At 69.0% G+C, this 22,325-nt stretch carries 20 protein-coding genes and 3 pseudogenes; 11 read left to right on the forward strand and 12 right to left on the reverse strand.

From position 1 onward, the window contains the following. Positions 1–50: 50 nt before the first annotated feature. Positions 51–3,128, forward strand: coding sequence for a ThuA domain-containing protein (locus ACFU6I_RS30365; protein WP_384372437.1), 3,078 nt, complete (start codon positions 51–53; stop codon positions 3,126–3,128). A gap of 102 nt (positions 3,129–3,230) precedes the next feature. Here ACFU6I_RS30365 and ACFU6I_RS30370 read toward each other — a convergent pair whose 3' ends face one another. Then, a complete protein-coding gene (locus tag ACFU6I_RS30370; protein WP_384372439.1) occupies positions 3,231–4,367 on the reverse strand; it encodes an aminoglycoside phosphotransferase family protein in 1,137 nt (378 codons plus the stop codon). A gap of 231 nt (positions 4,368–4,598) precedes the next feature. Between ACFU6I_RS30370 and ACFU6I_RS30375 the strand changes: the two genes are divergently transcribed. Then, entirely contained in the window at positions 4,599–6,095 is a 1,497-nt protein-coding gene (locus tag ACFU6I_RS30375; RefSeq protein ID WP_384372441.1) for a hypothetical protein, read from the forward strand. 133 nt (positions 6,096–6,228) lie between these two features. Here the strand turns inward: ACFU6I_RS30375 and ACFU6I_RS30380 are convergent, their stop codons facing one another. The 4 genes and pseudogenes from ACFU6I_RS30380 to ACFU6I_RS30395 all read right to left on the reverse strand — a co-directional run bounded on the left by ACFU6I_RS30380 (position 6,229) and on the right by ACFU6I_RS30395 (position 10,416). Next, positions 6,229–7,671: a PP2C family protein-serine/threonine phosphatase gene (locus ACFU6I_RS30380; protein ID WP_384372463.1), complete on the reverse strand. Its 1,443-nt coding sequence runs from the start codon at positions 7,669–7,671 to the stop codon at positions 6,229–6,231. A 318-nt stretch (positions 7,672–7,989) separates the two neighbouring features. Beyond that, positions 7,990–8,283 carry a hypothetical protein gene (locus tag ACFU6I_RS30385; protein ID WP_384372443.1) on the reverse strand — a complete coding sequence of 98 codons (294 nt, stop codon included), beginning with the start codon at positions 8,281–8,283 and terminating at the stop codon, positions 7,990–7,992. A gap of 129 nt (positions 8,284–8,412) precedes the next feature. Beyond that, positions 8,413–10,042, reverse strand: a pseudogene (locus tag ACFU6I_RS30390) (IS200/IS605 family accessory protein TnpB-related protein). A gap of 152 nt (positions 10,043–10,194) precedes the next feature. Continuing rightward, positions 10,195–10,416 carry a hypothetical protein gene (locus ACFU6I_RS30395; protein WP_384372445.1) on the reverse strand — a complete coding sequence of 74 codons (222 nt, stop codon included), beginning with the start codon at positions 10,414–10,416 and terminating at the stop codon, positions 10,195–10,197. A gap of 209 nt (positions 10,417–10,625) precedes the next feature. Between ACFU6I_RS30395 and rpmG the strand changes: the two genes are divergently transcribed. Together rpmG and ACFU6I_RS30405 are read left to right on the forward strand one after the other, a co-directional pair. Further along, positions 10,626–10,790: a 50S ribosomal protein L33 gene (rpmG, locus tag ACFU6I_RS30400; protein WP_266989628.1), complete on the forward strand. Its 165-nt coding sequence runs from the start codon at positions 10,626–10,628 to the stop codon at positions 10,788–10,790. A 59-nt stretch (positions 10,791–10,849) separates the two neighbouring features. Beyond that, complete coding sequence (locus tag ACFU6I_RS30405) at positions 10,850–11,110, forward strand: type B 50S ribosomal protein L31 (RefSeq protein WP_327248284.1); 261 nt, start codon at positions 10,850–10,852, stop codon at positions 11,108–11,110. Between the two features lie 158 nt (positions 11,111–11,268). Here the strand turns inward: ACFU6I_RS30405 and ACFU6I_RS30410 are convergent, their stop codons facing one another. Continuing rightward, positions 11,269–11,871: a YoaK family protein gene (locus ACFU6I_RS30410; RefSeq protein ID WP_384372465.1), complete on the reverse strand. Its 603-nt coding sequence runs from the start codon at positions 11,869–11,871 to the stop codon at positions 11,269–11,271. Between the two features lie 462 nt (positions 11,872–12,333). Between ACFU6I_RS30410 and ACFU6I_RS30415 the strand changes: the two genes are divergently transcribed. Next, positions 12,334–13,113, forward strand: a complete 780-nt coding sequence (locus tag ACFU6I_RS30415; protein WP_384372447.1) for a VanZ family protein — start codon at positions 12,334–12,336, stop codon at positions 13,111–13,113. A 61-nt stretch (positions 13,114–13,174) separates the two neighbouring features. Here the strand turns inward: ACFU6I_RS30415 and ACFU6I_RS30420 are convergent. Next, positions 13,175–13,558, reverse strand: a pseudogene (locus tag ACFU6I_RS30420) (cellulose binding domain-containing protein); the annotation flags it as partial. Positions 13,559–13,910: 352 nt separating this feature from the next. Between ACFU6I_RS30420 and ACFU6I_RS30425 the strand changes: the two are divergent. Both ACFU6I_RS30425 and ACFU6I_RS30430 read left to right on the forward strand, forming a co-directional pair. Further along, a complete protein-coding gene (locus ACFU6I_RS30425) occupies positions 13,911–14,684 on the forward strand; it encodes a DUF4389 domain-containing protein (RefSeq protein ID WP_384372449.1) in 774 nt (257 codons plus the stop codon). Positions 14,685–14,726: 42 nt separating this feature from the next. Further along, positions 14,727–15,242: a DinB family protein gene (locus ACFU6I_RS30430; protein ID WP_345517137.1), complete on the forward strand. Its 516-nt coding sequence runs from the start codon at positions 14,727–14,729 to the stop codon at positions 15,240–15,242. A 130-nt stretch (positions 15,243–15,372) separates the two neighbouring features. On the opposite strand, the gene ACFU6I_RS30435 is transcribed toward ACFU6I_RS30430, so the two are convergent. Next, positions 15,373–15,915, reverse strand: coding sequence for a MarR family winged helix-turn-helix transcriptional regulator (locus ACFU6I_RS30435; RefSeq protein WP_384372451.1), 543 nt, complete (start codon positions 15,913–15,915; stop codon positions 15,373–15,375). 149 nt (positions 15,916–16,064) lie between these two features. On the opposite strand from ACFU6I_RS30435, the gene ACFU6I_RS30440 reads away from it, so the two are divergent. Continuing rightward, positions 16,065–16,607, forward strand: a complete 543-nt coding sequence (locus ACFU6I_RS30440) for a YceI family protein (RefSeq protein WP_384372453.1) — start codon at positions 16,065–16,067, stop codon at positions 16,605–16,607. Between the two features lie 14 nt (positions 16,608–16,621). On the opposite strand, the gene ACFU6I_RS30445 is transcribed toward ACFU6I_RS30440, so the two are convergent. Both ACFU6I_RS30445 and ACFU6I_RS30450 read right to left on the reverse strand, forming a co-directional pair. After that, complete coding sequence (locus ACFU6I_RS30445) at positions 16,622–17,344, reverse strand: hypothetical protein (protein ID WP_384372455.1); 723 nt, start codon at positions 17,342–17,344, stop codon at positions 16,622–16,624. 149 nt (positions 17,345–17,493) lie between these two features. Next, positions 17,494–17,709 (reverse strand): hypothetical protein, encoded by a 216-nt coding sequence (locus tag ACFU6I_RS30450; RefSeq protein ID WP_384372457.1) that lies wholly within the window; start codon positions 17,707–17,709, stop codon positions 17,494–17,496. A gap of 633 nt (positions 17,710–18,342) precedes the next feature. On the opposite strand from ACFU6I_RS30450, the gene ACFU6I_RS30455 reads away from it, so the two are divergent. Further along, positions 18,343–19,083, forward strand: coding sequence for an SDR family oxidoreductase (locus tag ACFU6I_RS30455; protein WP_384039241.1), 741 nt, complete (start codon positions 18,343–18,345; stop codon positions 19,081–19,083). 228 nt (positions 19,084–19,311) lie between these two features. Here the strand turns inward: ACFU6I_RS30455 and ACFU6I_RS30460 are convergent, their stop codons facing one another. Further along, positions 19,312–19,545, reverse strand: coding sequence for a hypothetical protein (locus tag ACFU6I_RS30460; RefSeq protein ID WP_384039244.1), 234 nt, complete (start codon positions 19,543–19,545; stop codon positions 19,312–19,314). Between the two features lie 49 nt (positions 19,546–19,594). Here ACFU6I_RS30460 and ACFU6I_RS30465 point away from each other — a divergent pair. Together ACFU6I_RS30465 and ACFU6I_RS30470 are read left to right on the forward strand one after the other, a co-directional pair. Next, positions 19,595–19,843: pseudogene (locus ACFU6I_RS30465) on the forward strand (RHS repeat-associated core domain-containing protein); the annotation flags it as partial. 865 nt (positions 19,844–20,708) lie between these two features. Then, complete coding sequence (locus ACFU6I_RS30470; RefSeq protein ID WP_384039247.1) at positions 20,709–21,182, forward strand: hypothetical protein; 474 nt, start codon at positions 20,709–20,711, stop codon at positions 21,180–21,182. Positions 21,183–21,553: 371 nt separating this feature from the next. On the opposite strand, the gene ACFU6I_RS30475 is transcribed toward ACFU6I_RS30470, so the two are convergent. After that, the gene (locus ACFU6I_RS30475; protein WP_384372467.1) at positions 21,554–22,186 is read right to left on the reverse strand and encodes a class I SAM-dependent methyltransferase; all 633 of its coding nucleotides are present in this window, start codon (positions 22,184–22,186) and stop codon (positions 21,554–21,556) included. Positions 22,187–22,325: the final 139 nt, after the last annotated feature.

Raw genomic sequence — 22,325 nt, forward strand, 5'->3', positions numbered from 1 at the left:
AGCCCGTGACCTGTCATGCTCGTGACATACGACGGGCGGTCATCGCATTAGTGAGCGCACTGCTGCTCGCGCTGACCGCCCTGCCCGCAACCGCCCAGGCCGCCACCGCGGCCAAGGGCCCCGCCTTCCGCGTCCTGCTCTTCACCCGCGCCGTCGGCTATGTGCATGCCTCCATCCCGGCCGGCGTCAAGATGCTCAAGGAGCAGGCCGCCGCCAACAACTTCGCCCTCGTCGAGAGCGCCGACCCCACGGTCTTCGACGACGCGAAGCTCAAGGACTTCGACGCGATCGTCATGCTGCAGAACTCCGGCATGGTCTGGGACACCGACGCCCAGCGCCAGGCGATGCAGACGTACGTGCGGGGCGGTGGCGGTGTCGTCGCCATCCACAACACCCTGGACATGGGAATCGAGTCCGAATTCCCCTGGTGGGACCAGGCCATCAACGGCGGCGTCCACATGCCCGCCCACTCGCCCGGCGTCCTCCAGGGAACCGCCAAGGTCGCCGACCGCGTCCACCCCTCCACCGCCGGACTCCCGGAACGCTGGGAGCGCCCCGAGGAGTGGTACAACTTCGACAAGAACCCCCGGGGTGACGTCCACGTCCTCGTCACCGCCGACGAGACCACGTACAACCCCGGCGGCTCCGCCATGGGCGCCGACCACCCCATCTCCTGGTGCCGCAACACCGAGGGCGGCAAGGTCTGGGCCACAGCCATGGGCCACGACACCCCCGCCTACAGCGAACCCGCGTTCCGCAGCCACGTCCTCGGCGGCATCGAGTGGGCCGCGGGCCACAAGCCCGGCGACTGCGGCGGCACCGTCTGGAGCGGCTACGAGAAGGTCACCCTGGACGACAACACCGCCGACCCGATGGAGCTCGACGTCGCCAAGGACGGCCGTGTCTTCTACATCCAGCGCAGCGGCGAGGTGAAGATCTACGACCCGGCGACCCACGCCACCAGCACGGCCGGCAAGCTCGACGTCTACACCGGTGGTGAGGACGGTCTGGTCGGCATGGAGCTCGACCCGTCCTTCAAGGACAACCACTGGATCTACCTCTACTACGCTCCCGCCGGAGCGTCCGACGACGTCAACCGCCTCTCCCGTTTCACGGTCAAGGGCAACACCCTCGACCTCGCGAGCGAGAAGAAGCTCCTCGACGTCCCCGCCTACCGCGACCGCACCTTCCCCGAACCCGGACACACCGGCGGCGCCGTCGAATTCGGCCCGAACCGCACCCTCTATCTCGGCGTCGGCGACGACACCCCGCCCAACCTCGACCCCAACTGGCAGGGATACGCGCCACTCGACTGGCGCGAGGGCAAGCAGATGCTCGACGCCGCCCGCACCGCGGGCAACACCAACGACCTGCGCGGCAAGATCCTGAGGATCAAACCGAAGGACTCCGGCGGCTACACCATCCCCAAGGGCAACCTCTTCGCCGAGGGGACCGCGAAGACCCGCCCCGAGATCTACGCCATGGGCTTCCGCAATCCGTTCCGCTTCACCGTCGACCCGAAGACCGGCTACGTCCATGCCTCCGACTACGGGCCCGACCGCGGCCTGCCGACCACCGACCGCGGACCCGAGGGCCTCGTCGAGTACAACGTGATCAAGAAGGCCGGGAACTTCGGCTGGCCGTTCTGCCACGGCAACAACCAGGCGTACGCCCCGTACAACCCGGACACCAAGGAGGTCGGCGCCAAGTTCGACTGCGCCGCCCCGGTCAACCCCTCGCCGAACAACACCGGTCTGACCGAACTCCCGCCGATCCAGCAGCCGGAGATCTGGTACGGCTATGGAGCGTCGAAGGAGTTCCCCGAGGTCGGCAGCGGCGGCTCGGCCCCGATGAGCGGGCCCGTCTACCACTACGACAGCAAGAACCCGTCCACCACCAAGTTCCCCGCCTACTTCGAGGGCGCGAGCTTCTTCTACGAGTGGTCGCGCAATTTCGTCAAGGAAGTCCGCTTCGGCCAGGACCAGAAGCTCCTGAAGATCAATGACTTCCTCTCCTCGCAGAAATTCAACAAGCCGATGGACATGACGTTCGGCCCCGACGGATCGCTGTACGTCCTCGAATGGGGCAGCTCCTTCGGCGGCGGCAACAACGACTCCGGGCTCTACCGGATCGACTACGCGCAGGGGAAGCGCATCCCGGTCGCCAAGGCCACCGCCTCCGCCACCGACGGACCCGTCCCGCTGAAGGTCGACTTCTCCAGCAAGGGCAGCAACGACCCCGACGGTGACGCACTCAGCTACGCCTGGGACTTCGACGGCGACGGCACGTACGACTCCACCGAAGCCGACCCCACCCACACCTACACGGCCAAGGGCGACTTCGTCGCCCAGCTCAAGGTCACCGACTCCACCGGCAAGTCCGGCTACGCCAACATCCCCGTCACCGCCGGGAACACCGCCCCCAAGGTGACCATCGACTTCCCGGTCAGCGGCAAACTCATCGAGTTCGGCGACAAGATCCCGTACAAGGTCACCGTCACGGATCCCGAAGACGGCCCGGTCGACTGTTCCAAGGTCACCGTCAACCCGGCTCTGGGACACGATGACCACGAGCATCCCACCACCGACCTCCCCGGCTGCGAAGGCACCGTGGACACCGGCGACCTGGGGGGCCACCCGGAGGGCGCCGACCTCACCTACGTGCTCAACGCCAAATACACCGACCGGGGCGGCGACGGCGTCTCGGCCCTCACCGGCTACGGTCGCGCCGTGCTCCAGCCCAAGCACAAGCAGGCGGAGTACTACGACGCCCAGTCCGGCACCCGGATCGTCTCCCAGGCAGGAGCCGAGAACGGAAAGCGCATCGGGGACATCTCCCACGGCGACTGGGTCGCTTTCGACCCGATGAGCGTCGAGGGCATCGGCTCCGTCAGCTACCAGTTGTCCTCACCGTACGGGGTCGGCGCGATCGAACTGCGCGCGGACGCTCCCGACGGCACTCTGCTCGCCACCACTCCGGTTCCCAATACCGGCGGCTGGGACACCTATCGGCCCACCCCGGCCGTACCCGTCCAGGAACTGAAGGGCACCCACAAGCTGTACCTCGTCTTCACCTCGCCGCAGAACAACTCCTTCGACGTGGACGCGGTCGACTTCAGGAGCTCCTGACCCTCCGTCCCGTCCGACAGAGCACAGCACGCACAACAGCGTGCCGCGGGTCCGATGTGTCGGCATCGGACCCGCGGCAGGCATGTCCCGGACAGCGCAGCGTCAGCGAGTGCCGACCGCGGCACGCACCGCCCGCCGGGCCATCGCGCAGTCGTCATGCAGCCGACGCAGCAGCAGCCGCTGCTCCTCGCCCGACGGCAGCGCACCCGGCCGGTCCTGAGTCCCGATTGTGGCCACGCCCTCCCGCATGGCCCGCTGCACCGCCATCTCGTACGTACGGATCTCCCGTGTCAGGACGAGCATCAGGTTCACCAGGAACGCGTCCCGCGCCGCAGGCCCTGCCGCCTGTGCCAGCTGGCTGATCTGTCGCCGCGCCACCGGCGCGTCACCCAGCACCGTCCACAGCGTTGCCAGGTCGTACCCCGGCAGATACCAGCCCGCGTGCTCCCAGTCCACCAGCACCGGACCCGTGGGCGACAGCAGGATGTTGGAGAGCAGGGCGTCGCCGTGGCAGAACTGCCCCATGCCGTGGCGGCCGCCCGCATGCGCCAGACCGTGCAGCAGCTTCTGCAGGTCGCCCAGATCACGGTCGGTGAAGAGCCCCAGCTCGTGGTAGCGCGCGATGCGGGATGCGTAGTCCAGTGGGGCGTCGAAGAGCCCCGCGGCCGGTCGCCACGCGTTGACCCGGCTGATCGCGCCGAGCGCTGCCCGCACATCGGCGCGGGGCGGAGCCTCCGTAGGGTGCCTGATCAGCGCCGCCACCCGCCCAGGCATTCGCTCGATGACCAGGGTGCAGTTCTCGGGATCCGCCGCGATGAGCCGCGGTACCCGGACCGGCGGGCGGTGCCGGACGAACGCCCGGTATGCCGCTATCTCGTGGCGGAACCGCTCGGACCATGCGGGAGAGTGGTCCAGTAAACACTTGGCTACCGCCGTCGTGCGCCCGGTTGTGCCGACGATGAGCACTGAACGCCCGCTGCGCCGCAGCACCTGGACCGGATTGAACTCCGGGCAGATCCGGTGCACCGAGGCGATCGCCATCCTCAGCTGTGCACCCTGCGGGCCGGACAGGTCCAGCCGTCCGCTGAGGGGGCCGGAACCCGGTCCCGCCGGCCTCCGGGGCCGGACCGTGCCGGGAGCCGACGGTGCGGCGCGGCGGTCGAGGTACGGTCCGCCGCCCGCCCCCAGCGGACGCAGCGGTCGGGGCGGGGCGGACACGGAGGACGATGCTGTGTACATGGGCGAGACAGATCCCTTCGTGCGCCGACAAGTTGCGTGCACCGCCCCGGCCGGCGGCCGTTCGGCACCCTGGGGAGTACCTAGGGCTGCCGGACGGGGTGGCGCTTTCCTACCTGACACCGGACCGCGGGTTGCGGACCATCTGGCGGACCCTGGCGAACCCTGGCGAATAGTCGCAACGCATCTGACAGGGGGCTAGTGTCAACACAGCCGAGAACCTGGGGGCTTGACGTGACCGGAGAACCCAACACCCGCCTGTCTGACCTGTTCGGCCTTGCCGGCTGGTCCAAGGGCGAACTCGCGAGAATGGTGAACCGGCAGGCGGCGGCCATGGGCCACCCGCAGCTGGCCACCGACACCTCGCGGGTGAGGCGTTGGATCGACATGGGGGAATCCCCACGCGATCCCGTGCCCGAAGTGCTGGCTGCCCTGTTCACCGAGCGGCTCGGTCGTGTCGTGACCATCGAGGACCTCGGGTTCGGCCGGCGCGGGCGTGTGGGGAAGCGGCGAGAGGACGGGACGCAGGACAATCCCGACGAACTGCCGTGGGCGCCCGAACGGACGGCAGCGGTCCTCACCGAATTCACGGGAATGGACCTCATGCTCAACCGACGCGGCTTGGTGAGCGCGGGCGCCGCGCTCGCCGCAGGATCGACCATCACCGGCCCCATGCACGACTGGCTGCACACCGACCCCGTTCTGGCGGCCGACGCTCCACGGAGCGACGCTCCCGTCCACGCGGACCAGGCCGGTTTCGACCGGTACGAGGCCGCCCCCATCGGATCGGAGGAGATCGAGGCGCTGGAGCGGTCCGTCGAGGTGTTCCGCGCCTGGGACGCCTCCCGGGGTGGCGGACTCCAGCGGAAGGCCGTCGTGGGCCAGCTCAACGAGGTGGGCGGCATGCTCACCTACCACCACCCCGACCATCTGCAGCGCCGCCTCTGGGGCGTCGCCGCCAACCTCGCTGTTCTCGCGGGGTGGATGTCCCACGACATCGGTCTGGAACCCACGGCCCAGAAGTACTTCGTGATCGCCGCCCATGCGGCGCGCGAGGGAGGCGACCGCCCGCGCGCGGGCGAGGCGCTCTCCCGGGCGGCCCGTCAGATGGTCCACCTGGGCCGCCCCGACGACGCCCTGGACCTGATGAAGCTGGCCAAGTCCGGTTCGGGGGACATGGTGCTGCCACGCACCCAGGCGATGCTGCACACCATCGAGGCGTGGGCACAGGCGTCCATGGGCCGCGGGCAGGCCATGCGCCGCACCCTCGGCCAGGCCGAGGACCTCTTCGTATCGGACAAGGGAGATGTCCCGCCGCCCAGTTGGATGCAGATGTTCGACGAGGCGGATCTGCACGGCATGCAGGCGTTGGCGTTCCGTACGCTCGCCGAGCACGAGCCGGCGGCGGCGATCGTCGCCCAGCGCCATGCCAAGCAGGCACTGGAGCTGCGCGTCAACGGGCGCCAGCGCTCGAAGATCTTCGACTACATCTCGCTCGCCTCGGCGTGCTTCATCGCCGACGACCCGGAGCAGGCCGACCGTTACGCACGGCTCGCCCTGGTGTCGATGGGGGAGACCTCCTCGCACCGCACCTGGGACCGACTGCGCGAAATGTACCGGCTCACCGGTCAGTTCGCGGGATACGCGAAGATCCAGGACCTGCGCGAGGAGATCGAGCTCGCCCTGCCGCAGAGTTCGATCATCAAGCGACCCAGGCGTTCGGAGATCTGATCGGCCGACGCCGCGAAGAGGCGGAGCGTCCACCACTGCCGAGCAGGGCATGCGTAGGGGGTCTCGGCCGTCTGCGTTCCTGTGCCGCGCTCTGATTCGCTCTGCTCTCGCGCTCCGGCGGCCTACCGGGCGTTCACGCCCCGATGCGGGCGACCAGCACGCATGCGTCGTCCAGGCGCTCGGTCCCGCCGAACTCCTCGACGACGGCACGTACGCACTCCTGTGCCGTACGGGCCTCGGCGAAGCGCGGTGCGAGACCGAGCAGTGCCTCCGGGCCCGTCCCCGGGTCATTGCGGCGGGTCAGTCCGTCGGTGTGCAGAACCAGCACATCACCGGGCAGCAGGTGCACTTCGTCCTGCTCGTACGCGACCCCCGACGCGGCACCGAGCAGGACCCCGTCCGGCGGGGGCAGTGGGCGTCCCGCTCCGTTGCGGAAGAGCAGTGGCGCGGGATGGCCGGCCTGCGACCAGGCGAGGGTGCCGGTCGCCGGTTCGAAACGGCAGCACACCGCGCTGCCGAGAGCGGGCTGGGCCGACGATTGGAGTAACTGGTTGAGATGGCCCATCAGAGCGCCCGGCTCGATGCCGGCGACGGCCATGCCGCGCAGTGCGCCCAGCAGCATCGCCATGGCCGTGGTGGCCGGGATGCCATGACCGGTCAGATCGCCGACCGTGAGGAGCGTTCTGCCGTCGGGCAGCTCCAGTGCGTCGTACCAGTCGCCGCCGATCAGGGCGCTGGAGTCCGAAGGAAGATAGTGCGCCGCGACATCCAGTGCGCCGGGTCCCTGTTGCGGCAGGCGCAGTGAGCCGCGCCACGGGGGCAGCACGGTCTCCTGCAGCTCGACCGCCATCCGTCGTTCGGTCTGCGCCATGTGCTGCTGGCGCCGGACCGACTCACGGGTCCGGCCCACCACACGCTGGCTGCGGCGCAGTTCGCTCACATCGCGCAGAACCGCCCACATGGAGGCGGTGCAGCCGTCCGCGTCGAGGACGGGCTCGCCCATCATGTGCAGGGTGCGCATTCGTCCGTCAGCCCGCAGAATGCGGAACTCGCCGTCTATCGGCTTCCCGTCGACCAGACAGGCCGTCACCAAAGAGGTGAGCAACGGCTGATCCTCCGGAAAGAGCACAGACGGAAGCTCGTCGAGCGACAGTGGTCCCGCCTGTGGGGACCGGCCGAAGATCTGGAAGAGCTCCTCCGACCAGCTGACCTCGTCGGTCAGCAGATTCCACTCGGCGCTTCCCACACGGCTGAGCAGTGAACCGGGCCGCGGCTCGTCGAACGGCTTCTCCCCGGCGGGCTCCGGCTTCTCGGCGAGCTGCTCCGCATCCCCCGTCGGCATACCTTCCTTCAGCTGTCCCAGATGCGCGCCGAGATCGTCGAGATGATGGACCGCCAGTTCGCAGAGCGCACGCTGCCAGCGCAGCTGCGGATCGTCCTCGTCGACCAGGACGGCGTCGCGCCGCACCGCGTCCACGTCTCCGCGCAGCCGAAGGGTCCGGTCGATCAGCACATCGACGGCGTCGCGTTCGGGCGGCTGCGGGGCGGGGCGGTCCGCGAACAGATGGGGCGGCATCTCGTACTCCGATACAGGCACGGCACGACCAGGTCGGAAGGTGACCGATGACGACTGTGGCACAGGCCGAGGAAGCCCGTAAGCGATTTGGCAACACTCGATACGTAGTTGCATCTGGCATATGCCATAGGCGGCCTGGGTGGCGGATTTTCCGAACAGCCTTGCTGTATAAGAGTGTTGATGCAAGTCATCCGGCGTGTGCGACGCCGCGCGCGCCGGAGTGCGCCGGGTCCCGCGGGTCGCGCAGCACCCGGTCCGGGCATATGCGAGGAGCCCCTGTGGACGTGCAGGGGCTCCGGGGGCCGATGGTGGCCTCGGCTAACAGACGGCGATGCGCCCGTACGAGCCGACCTCCCACTTCCATTCCAGGGTCTCGCCCGGGAACGTGGTCCAGCACTGCTTGTCCGGACCGTTGTTGATGACCAGCTGGATGTGCATGTTCTTTCCGCAGTTGTTGGTCGTCCAGGCCGTCTTCTTCTGCTTGACGACCTCACGCGCGATACAGGCGGGCGCGGTGCCACCCGCGGCGGCCGCCGGGCCCGCCGCGGTCAGCGTGGCCGCAGCGATCAACGCCGTGGCGGCGGCGGTCGTCAGGGTGTTCTTGAAGCGCATGGGTGTCGTTCCTCCGGCAGTCGTTGCTGTACTGGGCACAGTGATCAACGAGCGACGTCGCTCTTCGTGGCGCCGTCCGCGAAGGGCGACGGATGGGCGCCCGCCACCTCCTGCAACACCTGACCGTTCCTAACCAGTGTGCGTGAGTGAGTCCTGGACCCACTGTTGCGTACTGGGCGCATCCCGAGCGGTGTTGGATGCGCTGGGTTCCCGCGTTCGCGTCCCGTTCGGTGACGGCCCTGCGGGGGGCCGGTCCGTTGCGGGTGGGCGGGTTCCCTCACGCCCCCGGGTGCCTGGTCCGGCCTGGGCGGTCCGATGCCCCGCACGATCGCTCCGGTCGTGCGGGGGGCGGTGCCGTCCGACGCCGGACCGGGTGTCCGAGGGCGCGTCGTCCGATCGCGATGCCCGCGGCATCGTGACGGGACATGGTGCGATGCGCGGTGACCAGTGGCTTCTGCCAGTGCTGGGCACCCCACAAAGTGGTGTAGGCGGGGTCGACCGCGACGATCGCAAGGCCGTGTTCGGCGGCCATGGAGACGAGCCGGGCCTTGAGCCTGCCGGTCGGGATGCCGGAGATGAGCTGCCGGAACCGTTTCCTGCGGCCGTGTTTCTCCCGGGTCTTCTCGGTGGTGAAGTCGAGGTCTTCGATGCCGATCGCCGCGACACCGACACGCCTCGCCCAGTGGATCAGCCGGGTCAGCGCGTGGCGGAGCTGCGCGTCGCGGTGACCGGCGGTTCCGGACAGGTCGAAGCCGAAGCGGCGCGGGTCGCCGATGGGGTTGCCGTGCGAGTCGAGCCGGTAGGCGGCGAAGTGGTCGGCGTTGGTGTCGACGCCGATCATGCCCCGGGCGCGGGCGGCCTCCAGCGGGATGGTCTTCACGACGGGGCGCTGCCACGAGGCCGTGAGGTACCAGCGGCCGCGCTCCGTATCGAGGTGGATGCGGTACGCGACGGCCCGGTTCGCCGCGACGCGGTCGGCCCACTCCGCACCCCGGTGCGCGAACGCGATCCGGGGGGTGAGGACGTACCGGCCGTGCCCGGCGTTGGCCAGGTGCGCGAGCGGGGCAGGCAGTCTGATGCTGACCTCGCCGTCCGGGGTGACGCGGATCGTCTCGTTCCCGAACCGCTTCCCCGACTCACCGTCCGCGGCGATGAACCAGCGCTCCGCCTCCCACCGTTGCCGCCACTGGTCTTCGGTGAGCCCGGCCTGGGCGAGGTGGTGGCGGGTGTTGAGGAGACGTTTGCCGCCCCGCACGACACGCACCCGTCCGGCCTGCCGGTCGGCGACAACGGCCGCATGCCGCGCCTCCAGCATCACGAGACGGCGGGATTTGCGGAACCACTCGTTCTTCGACCGGTAGCCACCCGCCGCCCGCTTGGTGCCCTTCTCCCCGATCGGGAGAGACAGGCGGTGCCGCAGCATCTTGATCCCGGCTTCCAGTGTCTGGATGTGTGCTGCCTGGCAACGGCGCGTGAGCGCCCACTGATCGTGGGTGGCCTTGGTGATCGCACCCGCGATCCGCGAAGACGACTCCTTCGTCAGCTCCCGCTTACGCGTGGCCCAGGTGTCCGCGCTGTGCTCCAGACCGTCCGCACAGCGGGCCTTGAGATCACGGGAGGCCAACGCACCCTGGTGCTCACCGACCGCGCGCAGGACTTTCTCGTCCTGGGGAGTGAGGTGCCCCAGCCGGTCCCGGACCGCCACCCCGCAGGGCCCGGGCACCACGAAGGGCGCGGCCAACTCCCGCACACCACCCACCACATCACCCCCGCCCTCAAAGGCCAGCCACCCGCTGTCCAGCCCAACGAGCAGCAGCCGCCAAGGTCACCCATTCGACCCCAGAACCCCCGTTCACGCCCCCACAAACCCGCTGACGGGACTCACTCCCGCACACCACCACTCACTTCAGCTCAGCAAACCGACAGCAGCTCACAACCCTGCGCCTCCGGTACGAGGTTCGCAGCCGCCCCTGGCCGAGGCCGGTATCGAGCCTGCCGTGCGCATATCCGCTCGGCGACGGACACGCCGTGGAAGCCGAGTCCCTCGGCGGTGCTCGCGACGGTGTCCACGGCTTCCGGCCCCGCGTGCGGGCCGAATGCGGGGAGATCGATGCCTGGGCGAGGGGTGCGCACGGGGGGTCTCCTCGGGTTCGGCGGCGGGTGTCTGCGGGACTGCGGTACCCGGCATTCAAGACCGGCGACGCGCCTGACCCTGATCGCTGCGCACCGATGTCCGGGGCGGGAATGTCGGCGGACCCACCCGCGTTACAGCGGCAGAACGAAAACGACACCCATTCCCACAAGCTTGGAACTGGGGTCGGTGGAAACGACCGGAGGTGCCCATGGCACGCAGTGAAACCCGCCCCGTCGTCACTCTGAGGTCGACGGCCGGTACCGGACAGACGTATGTGACCCGCAAGAGCCGCCGCAACAACCCCGACCGGCTGGTGCTGCGCAAGTACGACCCCGCCGCGGGGCAGCACGTCCTCTTCCGCGAGGAACGCTGACCCCTCGAGCCCGACCGGCAGTAGCAAGCCCTCCCCACAGCAGCAAGGAAGGAACGCGCATGAAGCCCCGCATCCACCCCGTCTCCCGTCCGGTCGTCTTCCGCGACCGTGCCGCGGGGGTCGCCTTCCTGACCCGCTCGACCGCCGACTCCGACCGGCGCGTGGAGTGGGAGGACGGCGCCAGCTACCCGGTCATCGATGTCGAGACCTCGTCGGCGAGCCACCCCTTCTACACCGGCACCCATCGCGTGCTGGACACGGCGGGCCGGATCGAGCAGTTCCGGCGGCGCTACGGGACCACGGCGCCCGTCGGGCGCTGAGGCTCGTGTGTCGCGTCACAGTGGGCGGTACGGATTCGAGGGAACGGAATCCAATGGTTTATCGTTCACCTATATGTGGATGACGCGCACAGCGCCCACCCCCGAGCTGCCCCGGCTGGATTCCCCCGATCCGGCCGGGGCCTCTCTCTGCCCGCCCTTCATTGCCGTGATGCGCGCCGTGGCACCACCTCGACCAGCAACGCACCTGCCGCCGGCACCGCCGCGACCACGGCTGCGGTGCCCGGCCAGAGCCGTACCGCCAACGCCGTGACCGCCGCACCCGCCACGACGGCGAGAAGCCGGCCGATCACCCAGCCGTCCCCCTCGCGCAACGCACCCAGCGCCACGCGGCTGACGAGGGATGTCAGCGTGCCGGTGAAGTAATTGGTCGGCGTCGGGCGGATGCGACCCTGAATCCCCATCGCCAGGGCAATGACCGCCAGCAGCCCCAACCGGCCCCAGTCGGACGTGACCGGGGCGAGCCCCCACATCACGGCTCCGGTCGCGAGCAGCGCCACCTCGACCAGCAATATCACCGACAGCCGGTACCGAAGCCGCTCACTCATCCACGCACCGCACGCGACGCCGCAGCCGTACGCGACGAGCGCGGTCACGACACGCAGCGCCACCCCGTCCTCCCCGGCACCGGCGGCGGAAACACCCAGCAGCACCAGATTCCCCGTCATCACCCCGGCGAAGACCTGGCCGACGCAGATGAAGACGAACGCATCCGCCGCGCCGGACGCGGTGGAGAGCAGTATCAGGACCCATTCGCTTCGCGGATCGCGCACGGAACCCGTGCTCGGGCGGCCGGTGGGCACAGTGGGACTGGACACGCCTGACACCCTAGGGTTCGGTGGTGTGAACAGACACATACACGTCGCGCGACTCCACAACTCCCGCCACGTCGGCGGATAGCAGGGCGCCGAGGGACACACAGCCCGGTGGGGTCGGCTCTCCTCGAACCGGCAGGGACCCGTCAGCCGGCGGCGCGCGGTACGACCGTCGAGAGCGCCTGAGTCAGTGCGTGCCAGTCCGCGCTGATGATGCTGGCGCGCCGTCCGGAGAGTTGAGTGACGGGCAGGGGTACGGAAGCCGGCCGTTCGGAGTTCGACAGGGACAGCGGGTCGACAAGCGGGTCTGCCCCGTCCTTTGGTGGTCCGCCGGGGCATGGAAGGCCGTTCCCCAGGTGTGGCCGTGATCGATGCGGGCATCCGGGTGCCATGACTGCAGAGGCGGACCGTACGGAGCGGCGACGGAGGGTGTGGGGAGCCACGCTGCTGCGTACGCTCGTGCTGGTGGCTGCCCTCGTGGCCCTGACCGCCTTCTCCTTCGCTCTGGCGAAGGTGACGCTGACCCCGTCATCGGCATCGGAGGACCTCGTCCGTTCCAACCTTCGGCCGGGAAGATCGCTGCGGCAGTACGCCGAGGACTACACCTTCCTCGCGGCCTGCAAGCAGGCCGGTGGAAACCTGCTGCTGGGCGTCCCGTTCGGCATCCTGCTGCCGATTCTCGTGCCGCGCCGGCTCCGGATGCTGCGCATGGTCCTGCTGACGGTGACGGTGATGGTGGTGATCGAACTCGTCCAGGGCGCCCTGGTCACCGGGCGCGCCTTCGACATCGATGACGTGATCCTCAATACGAGCGGTGCGCTGCTCGGATATCTGCTGGTGGGGCGGCGGGTCAGCCATCGCTATCACGTGCTGGCGAACGGAACGACCAGGTCGGAGGCGGCTGCGGAGCCGAAGGCAAAGCCTGGTCCCCGGCCGAGGTCAAAGCGGAAGCCTGCGTCGAGGTCCGAGCCGAAGTCCACGTCCAAGCCGACGCCCACATCCAACTCGAAGCTGACCTCCACGTCCAAGCCGAAGCCAAAGCCGAAGTCCAAACCCAAGCCGAAGTCCAAGCCCAAGGCCCGGAGCGGGGCCGCGACCGGCCGAAGCGCGCCCGGGCTGGTTGCCTCCGGACGGTCCCTGTTCGGCCGGCTGCTGAGCCGTGGCCGTTGATCGGTGAGCCGGGTCCGGGCGGGGGGCGCCCGGACCCGGCCGTCACGGTTTCTGGAGCGCCGGGTAGGCGCTCTTCATGAGCAAGGAAGCCGGCACTGACGCTCGCTCCAGAGCCGAGTGTGCCGTTCCATGACTCGTTCGCCGCCGTGACGGTCCTGCCCGACTGGGACCACCGGGCGTTCCAGCCCTGAGTCACCTTTTCCTGGCCGGGCAGATCGAAGACAAGGCTCCAATTGCTGACCACGGAGCCGTCGTTGGTCACGATGACGGATCCCTGGAAGCCGCCGCCCCACTGGCTGACGGTGGTGTACTCCACCGTGCAGACCGGGGCGGATCCGGAGGCGGTGACCACAGGGGCAATGGCGATGCCGGTCGTGGCGAGAGCTGTTCCCAGAAGCAGGCGGAACAGGTTGCGCAGGTGCGGTAAGTGCGGGGGGTGTCGCATGAGCGACTCCGTGCAGTTTGGACATACCGGCTCCGGCACGTCGACTGATGGAACCGCTCCCACTGGTTCAAGGCTTGTGCTCGACCGGATGCACCCCCCATGTATCCGAGCCGCAAGGAGGACCCTGCGATGTCACCGGGAAGTGCACGAAGCCCCTGGGCGCCCAGGAGATTCGGCAGAACCGGAATGCCATCAACCGTACGGATCACTGCCGGGTCCCGCCCGGTCCGGTGCGGCCCGTTCGGACACCCGATCGGCCCGTGGCCGATTGCGGGCCCCCACCGGCGGGCCGAGCGTGGGGTGACGTCGTAGGTGCCGATGGCGTACGCATCGTCCGCCGAGGAGGAGCGACATGGCTGACGCCCGATGGACGGGCCCCAGGGGAGCGGACGTGGGGGAGTGGCTCCCTGTGCTCGACCTCGTCGAGCCGGCGAGGCAGCGCCGGCTCACGGTGCTGGTGCGGCTGTTCCTGCTGATCCCGCACTTCATCGTGTTGTTCTTCCTCTACATCGCGGCCTTCTTCACCACGATCGCGGGCTGGTTCGCCGCCCTGGTCCTGGGGCGGCTGCCCGAACCGGTCTTCCGCTTTCTCGCCGCATATCTCGGCTACCAGACGCGGGTCGGTGCGAGCGCGATGCTGCTGATCGACCGCTACCCGCCGTTCGCCCTGACGCCGCCGCCGGACTATCCGGTCCAGATCGAGCTCCGGCCGACAGAACTCAACCGGCTGGCCGTCTTCTTCCGCCTGATCCTGATGATTCCGGCAGCGGTGGTGTCGGGACTCGCCACCTCCGGCTGGTGGGCGCTGTCCTTCATCTGGTGGCTGATCACACTGATCCTGGGACGCATGCCCCAGCCCCTCTTCGAGGCCTCGGCCGCGACACGCCGGTACGAATTCCGCTTCGACGCCTACTTCATGATGCTCACCCCGGCCTACCCCAAGGGGTTCTTCGGCGAAGAAGCTCTGTCCGTACCCGAGCAGCAGCCTCGTTCCGCCACCCGGCCGCTGATCATGAGCGGAGCGGGGAAGGCCCTGCTGATCCTCTTCCTGGTGGTGGGCGTGGCCACGAACATCACCACCTCCGTCACGACCGACTGGTCCTCGGAGAATACTGACGGCTGGTGAAAGGCCTGGCAGGATCCGGTGGCCGACGGGCATGATCTGGCGATGACATGGACAGCGCCAGACGCAACGCGCAAGCCCGGATCCCTCGTCGCCGGTGAGCGGGAGATGCTCACGGGGTATCTCGCATGGTTCCGCAGCACCCTGCTGCAGAAGTGTGCCGGCCTGACCGGTGAGCAGCTTGCCGAACAGACCGTACCGCCGTCCAACCTCACCCTTCTCGGGCTGCTTCGCCATATGGCGAAGGTCGAACGCACCTGGTTCCGGGAGCGTTTCGCCGGCCAGTCGCTCGACCCGATGTACGACCCCGCCAGGGGCAAGGACGCGGACTTCGAGGACCTGGACCCGGCGTGCGCCGCCGACGACTACGCGCGCCTGGTCGAGGAGTGCCGACTGGCGGACGCCGTCATTGCCGACGCGTCGCTCGACGACACCTTTGTCCACGGCGGCGAGGTCTTCTCACTGCGCCTCGTGCACGTCCACATGATCGGGGAGTACGCACGCCACATCGGCCACGCCGATCTGGTGCGGGAGCGGCTGGACGGGGTGACGGGGGCCTGAGGCGGCGCCGAACGACGACTGTCCAGTCGGCTCGCGGCGGTTCGGACCGGCTGTGCGGTGGACTGTCCGGCCTCCCGGGAAGTCACCCGGCCGTTCGCGTGCCCCTGGGTGACCTGAGGGGCCCAGGTCCTCAGACGACGCCGCCGATCCCCGTGTCCCGGTGCTCCGTGTGCGGCCGCGCTGTGCACGGCCCGGGAGCCGGATCGAGCAGGGCGATGTCGCCGGCCATGGCGGCGAAGCGGCCCTCGCTGATCCCGGCCGCCGCCACCCGGCGTCGCAGGGCCGCCGCCAGGGCCGTGGAGGCCTCGGCGGCCGCTGCCAGGCCCGCAGGTGTGAGGGCGGCGTATGTCACCCGGCGGTCGGCCCGGGAGGGCCTTCGCTCCACCAGGCCCGCCTCGCTCAGCCGGTCGACCACCTTGGTGGTGCCGGCGGTGGAGAACCCCATCAGCTGGGAGAGCTGATTCATCGGCGCGGCATGGTCGGGCACCGTCAGCAGGTACCAGAGCACCTGGACCGACGAGGCCGCGGAGTGCGAGGCCCGTTCCACGTCCTCCAGCAACTGATCGCCCAGCCGTCGCAGCCCGCTGTGCAGGGTGTTCCACTGCAGCAGTAGTGCTGCGTCTTCGGCCCTGGGGCAGCCGTCGGTCTCTTCAGCCGGTGTGGCCTCTGCCATGGGTCCGGTCCCCACCCTTCCGACGTGCAGTGATCTCTGCAAGGGTACGTCAGCGCGCTAATATCTCGCTGGCTACCTAATTGCCAGCGATACGTTTACTCTTAAACCAAGTGCTGAACGTCACCGTCTATCCGGAGAGCTCTGATCTCATGACCAATCCCGCTGAGACCACCCCCTCGACCGAATCGGCCGCCACCGGCAGCTGGACCCTGGACCAGAACGCGACCACCGTTGCGCTGCGGCACAAGACGATGTGGGGTCTCGTCAACGTCAAGGGCGCCTTCACCGGGGTCACCGGCGAGGGAGAGGTCGACGCCGACGGCTCCGCGCGTGGCTCCGTCACCCTCGACGCGACTTCCCTCGACACCGGCCACGCGAAGCGTGATGCCCATCTGCGCTCGGCCGACTTCTTCGACACGGACCGCTACCCGACGCTCGTCTTCACCGCCGACAGCGCCACCCGCGATGCCCGCGGCAACGTGGAGGTGGCCGGCCGGCTCACCGTCCACGGCACGACCCGGCCGCTCGCCTTCTCGGCCCGTACCACCGAGTCCACCGCGACGGCGGTCACCCTGACTGCGGAGATCGACGTCGATCGTGCCGATTTCGGGCTGTCCTGGAACAAGGGCGGAATGATCAAGGGACCGGCGACCCTCTCACTGACCGTCCGATTCGTGCACCTTCCGGCCTGAGCAGACGCGTCTCGTCAGTGTTCCCGCTCGCCGCACACGGCGGGAAACATCACCGAGCCCGCCGGCAGCGACCCGGGCGGGACACCGACGACACGCAGACACGCCTCGAGGCTCGCGTCCACGGGCGGATATTCGACCCGGACCGCATCGAGACCGGTGACACCGTCGGCGGTGTGCAGTTCGGCGGGGTGGGAGCCGTCCGGAACGGTGCCCGCCAACACCCCGAAGGCCGACGTGTCGCTGCCCGCCCCGACACAGTCGTCGATGACGAAGCGCCAGTGCCCGGCCGCTTCGTCGAGCAACGACGTGCCGGCCCTGCCGTGACCTGCGAGCAGCTCGCGGCGCGCACGGATGTGGTCGGCGAGTGCACAGCAGACCGGGACCGCCGCGCCGTACGGCGTGCCGATCCGGGTGTCCCCGGCGAACGGGTACGACGACAGGGCCTCGTCGAGCAGACACAGCGCCGCTCGCCCGGCCGAGGGGTGCCCGCCCTCCACGATGTCCAGGAGGATCGGCGCCGCGATCACGGCCGCAGGGAACACGCCCCCGCTGTGGCCGTGTACCAGGCCGCCGCCCGCGAGCCGCGATGTCGCTTCCGCCACGGCCACCAGCCCTGCGGCGGACGCGAGATCGCGCAGCCCGGACGCGGCGTCGCCCGGCCGGTACCACCCCGCGCGGCCCGGCACGGCAGCCCAGTCCACGGCGTCGATCGCGTCCAGTACCCCCGTCAGCACCACACCGGTATAGTCCCACGGTTCACTGCTCGGTGGCTTTCCTGCGGGCCGGTGGGGACCGACACCGGTCTGCTGTTGACCGTCGGCGGTCTGTACCTGTCTCCAGTGGTGATGGCCCTGTCCACCGGACTTCGGTCAGCCCGTCCGGTCCGTCAGTCCTGGGAGACGAACCGGGCGACACCGTCCCCGGCAGCGATGTGCAAGTGCATGTGGCGGTTGTGCTGCTCGTCGCCGAGCGTGGTCAGCACTTGGCGGCCCCCATGCCGGGCGACGACGTCGCGGGTGGCGGTCCGGACGACTTCCAGCAGGTGGGCGGCCAGGGCAGCGTCGAGTTCGAGAAGTGAGCGTACGTGGTGCTTCGGCACCACGATGACGTGGTCCTTGCCGAATCCGGGGACAGGGGGCCGGAACGCCGGCGGTCTCCACGACCACGTCGATGTCAATTCTCCGGGGGATGACTTCGGCGCAGTGACCAGTCGGGTTCATCCCTGTAAGGGCTCTTGGGGCAGGTGCGGCATGCGGGTTGTGGGCGTTGGCAGTATCCGCAAGGGACCGGACCACCGCTCCGCGCCTGCGTCCCGCTTCGAGCGTCTCAACGGCCGGTCGTGCGGCGCCGCCCGGCGTAATGGACGACGCCCTCAGCTGCCGCCAGTAGGGCCGCAGTTGTCGCGCGTGAGGAGAGCCTGGTGTTGCTCGCCCCGGTGTCGGGCCACGGCCGACACCCGCACACTCCGCCGGTCCGTCGTGCGCAGCCCGTGCGCGGGCGGCCCCCATGTGGACCGAACCGGAGCGGCTTCACGCCGGCGCTCCCGCTTCCAAGGCGTCACCGCACGGTCGTACCGTCCGCGGTCCGCGTCGCGCATCGCGTCATGGCGCATCCGGCCGTGCCAGCACCATGCCCGAAACTACGCCTGATGCGGCACGGTTTTGGTGGCAGGGCGGCGCTGAGGTACGACTTGCTACGTCGTCACCACCGCATGAGAAGTCACGGGAGGCAGTGCATGTCACGTCCGGTCACCATTGTCACGGGGGGAAGCCGGGGTATCGGCGCCGCTACGTGCCTCCGCTTGGCAGCTGACGGGCACGATCTGGTATTGGGATACGTCAAGAACGCGACGGCCGCCAAGGAGACCGCGGACGCGGTGCGCGCGGCGGGAGGACGCTGTGTGACCGTTCAGGTCGACACGTCCGAAGAGTCCGGCGTCGAGCGGTTGTTCGACACCGCGACGGCCGAACTCGGCGCGGTGACCGGGCTGGTCAACAACGCCGGTGTGACGGGTCCGCTGGGACGGCTCTCGGACGCCCGCACCGCAGATCTGCGACGCGTGGTCGAGGTCAACCTCCTCGGCTACTTGCTCTGTTGCCGCAGGGCTGCACGCGACATGGCGGCGCTGGGCTCCGGCGCCATCGTGAACGTCTCCTCCGCGGCCGCGACCCTCGGCAGCCCCGGCGACTATGTGCACTATGCGGCAACAAAGGCGGCCACCGACGCCCTGACCATCGGCCTGTCCAAGGAACTCGGCCCGATGGGTGTCAGGGTGAACGCCGTCGCCCCCGGCATCACGAACACCGAGATGCATGCCGAGATGGGGGACCCCGACCGGCCCGCGAAGTCCGCCGCGCAGATCCCGCTCGGCAGGCCCGGCGAACCGGACGAGATCGCCGCCGCCATCGCGTGGCTGTTGTCGGCCGATGCCTCCTACACCACCGGTACGGTGCTGAGGGTCTCCGGCGGCCGCTGAACCGATGCGGTGCCTGCGCACGGGGCGTGACCGGCGGCGTCCAGGATCCGCCGCGGCGGTCCCCGAGCGGCCGTGTGGAGTTGCTCAGTCTCCTTGGAAGAAGCGCCGGGGACAGCCCGGAGGAGGTGGGGCACCGCGGCCGCGCCGTGGGTAGGGTGCCGCCGCGCCCTGCACCCGATCGTTCGGGGTACCGCCCCTCCCCGAGGGGCGGTACCCGTTCACGCCGGCTCAGGCGTTGTACTGCACGTACAGCGAATACCCCACCGCGTAGTTGCCGGTGCAGCTGTACGAGCTCGCACCGTCGTAGTGCACGTACATCGCGCCGGTGCTCTGGCAGTCGGACAGAAACCGGTACGTGGCGATGTACGTCCCGCTCGCCGCCTGTGCCGGGCTCGCCACCGCGGTCGCCAGGCCCACCGACGCCGTCGCCGCGAGCGCCAGGCCCGCAATCCATCGTGTCATCCTCGACATGCCCCACCCCGTTCGTGTGCTGATCGTGTGCGAGCCCTCGCCCGATGCCGCCGACCCGACGAAGGAGGAGTACAACCCGTACCGGTTCAACGCGAAGCGCTGGGACGCCCAGTCCGGCACCTACGACATGGGCTTTCGCGATTACAGCCCGGGTCTGAACCGCTTCACCACCCGGGACATGTACACCGGAGCGCTGGCCGACATGGGTCTGGGAGCCGACCCTTACACCAGCAACCGGTACGCGTTCACCGGTGGCAACCCAACCAGCTTCATCGAATTGGACGGCCACCGGCCCGCGGAGTGTGTCGAGTCCGGCTACACATGCTCGATGAACAGTGCGGGGGGCTGGGACGTCGACTACAAGGCCCAGGCGTCGAGCGGCGGATACACGGAGGGCGCGCCTTCGGAACCGTCCTTCGACTTCGGAAACAGTTTCCCGTACGACCCGAATGCCGAAGCAGGCTGGAAGGACTACTGGAACTGGAACAAGTGGGACGCCATCATGCACGGCGGCATGGTCGCCTCCGCGCTGGGCTTCTATTCGGACGGCGCCCTGGACGATGCCGTTCCGCTCTACTCGCATTACCGCGACGGGTCTGGAACGGACGACGAGGTCAACTACCGGGAGGCGTACTACGAGGACGCCGCGATCAAGACGAACGTGGACAATGAGATCGCCCGCGCACAGGCTGCGGCGGAAGGCCTCAGTTCGGGCCTGCACAAGGACTCCTTCGAAATGACGGGAAAGCTCCGGAACATTTCGGGATACCCGGAAACCGAGAACTGGAAGAAGGCCCTCGGCGACCACAAGGTATGGGGCAGTGCCACGGTCACGAGGAAGGGCGACCAGATGACCATGAAGGTCACTGTGCACGCCTTGGACCAGTACGACTTCAACGATGGCGCCAAGGACATCAGGTCCGGCGTCCCGGACGATGTCAACGGCCGCTTCGCGACGCTGGGCTGGGCCAAGCCATTCCTGGTGCGCGGTACATTCACGCGCAACGTGACGTGGACGGTCGGACAGGCGGGCAGCACCACGGAAGGGAACGATGTTTACAGGTAGGCGAGTAGCCGGGCCGCAGAGCGGCGTAGTTGACCGGTGGGCCGGGCGTGCTGTTGCGGCGGTTGCCGCTCTGGCCGTCTGCGGCCTGTTGACCAGCTGCGGCGGTGAGCTTCAGCAGGCAGAATCCGCAGGCACCGGCGCTCCACGCGTCGATGCCGCCCGGAAGTCCGACCAAGGCATCCGGCGGGACAAGAAGCTTGTCCGGGAGTACTTCCCCGAACTGGGTGACTTCGAGGCGGTGGTGTGGAAGGGAGAGATTCTCGGAGACCCCCGGTCGGTGGTGCCCGGCCCCTCGGACTTCCAAGTCTCCGGGGTGGTCCATCTCGGCGACGGTGACACCGCGAGACTGCGGCGGGACTACGTATGGAAGTCTGAACCCGGTACGCCAGTGGTGCTGTCGGATATCCGGCCCGAGGTGCCGAAGGGCGCCGACTGGCAGACGAGCGAGGACTTTACGCTCAACGTCACCGATGACCACTATGCGGCCACGTTCTACGCGGACTTCGACCGGAAGATCGTAGTCTTCGACGCCCGGAACCCGGAGCGCCACAAGACTCCGTAGATCATTGCCTTGGTCCTGCCGGTCCGCTGCTGTCACAGCCGCGGACCGGCAGGGCTCTTGCGGTGATTCGGACAACCGCGGACCTGAGCAGCGGACAGCGGCTCGGGTTCCCCGGGAAGGGCCATGCCACACCTTCGCAGAAGGCGGGTTGAGCGATAGGGGCGGCTCATCCGACTCACCCCGTAGGTGATCGTCTCAGGCCCTCGTCGACGCTTCACTCGACATGGTGCCGTCCGCCCACGTCCTTTGGCGCGTCGCGTCGGAGGGCCACCGCCAGTCCGACGGTCGAGCGGACGAGCACCCTCATCGGCCCCCCGCGCCCCGGGCCACCGCCTCCACGCGGACCAGCATCCGGCGATCATCCCCGTTCGTCAGAGGCGCACGCAGTGAAGGAAGAGGTGCGGCTCGGGTACCGCCTCAGGGTGGGACGGGGTGAACACACTGCTCTGCTCCCACTGGACCGCCAGACCCGCCCCGGTCACCACCGAGGTGAACTCATCGGCGCCGAAGCTGGTCACGTGGACCTTCTGGCCCATGAATACGGCGCCGACATCCTCCACATCCAGCGGCACCGTCGCCACGACCAGGTGCCCTCCGTGCCTCAGCGACCGCCCGAGCCGGTGCAGCAGCCGTGACTGTTCGGCCCGCGACATCTGCAGGAGCGAGAAGTACACACAGACAGCGTCGAAACTCTCGTCCTCCAGCACCAGTTCACGGATGTCGGCGCGCTGGAAGGCCGCCCCGGGCACCTGCCGGGCCGCGAGGTCCACCATCACCGGAGAGACATCGACCCCCAACACGTCATGACCGGCGTCGGTCAGGCTCTGTGCGGTCGGCCGGCCCGTTCCACTGCCTACGTCCAGGACCCGGCTGTGCGGGGCGAGGTCGGTCAGTAGGCGTTGCAGCGAGGCCCGGTGCGCCGCCGAGCCGGCGAAGGCTCGCTCGTAGTCGGCGCCGAGAGCGTCGAAGACCGTCACGGCCGTGGGGCGGAGCTGGTCGTCCATCGAGGCGTTCCCTCCGAGGGCGGGCGAACGGTTCCCCGGAATCGTTGCACCGTTCACGACGACCTTCAACGCCCCCAGGCCGACCCGCCCGCACAGCACCCTGCGCAACGCGCTGCGCCGCCGGTGGTCCCTGCCGGGG

It is taken from the genome of Streptomyces sp. NPDC057486, from assembly GCF_042802415.1.
Classification (GTDB): Bacteria; Actinomycetota; Actinomycetes; order Streptomycetales; family Streptomycetaceae; genus Streptomyces; species Streptomyces yanii.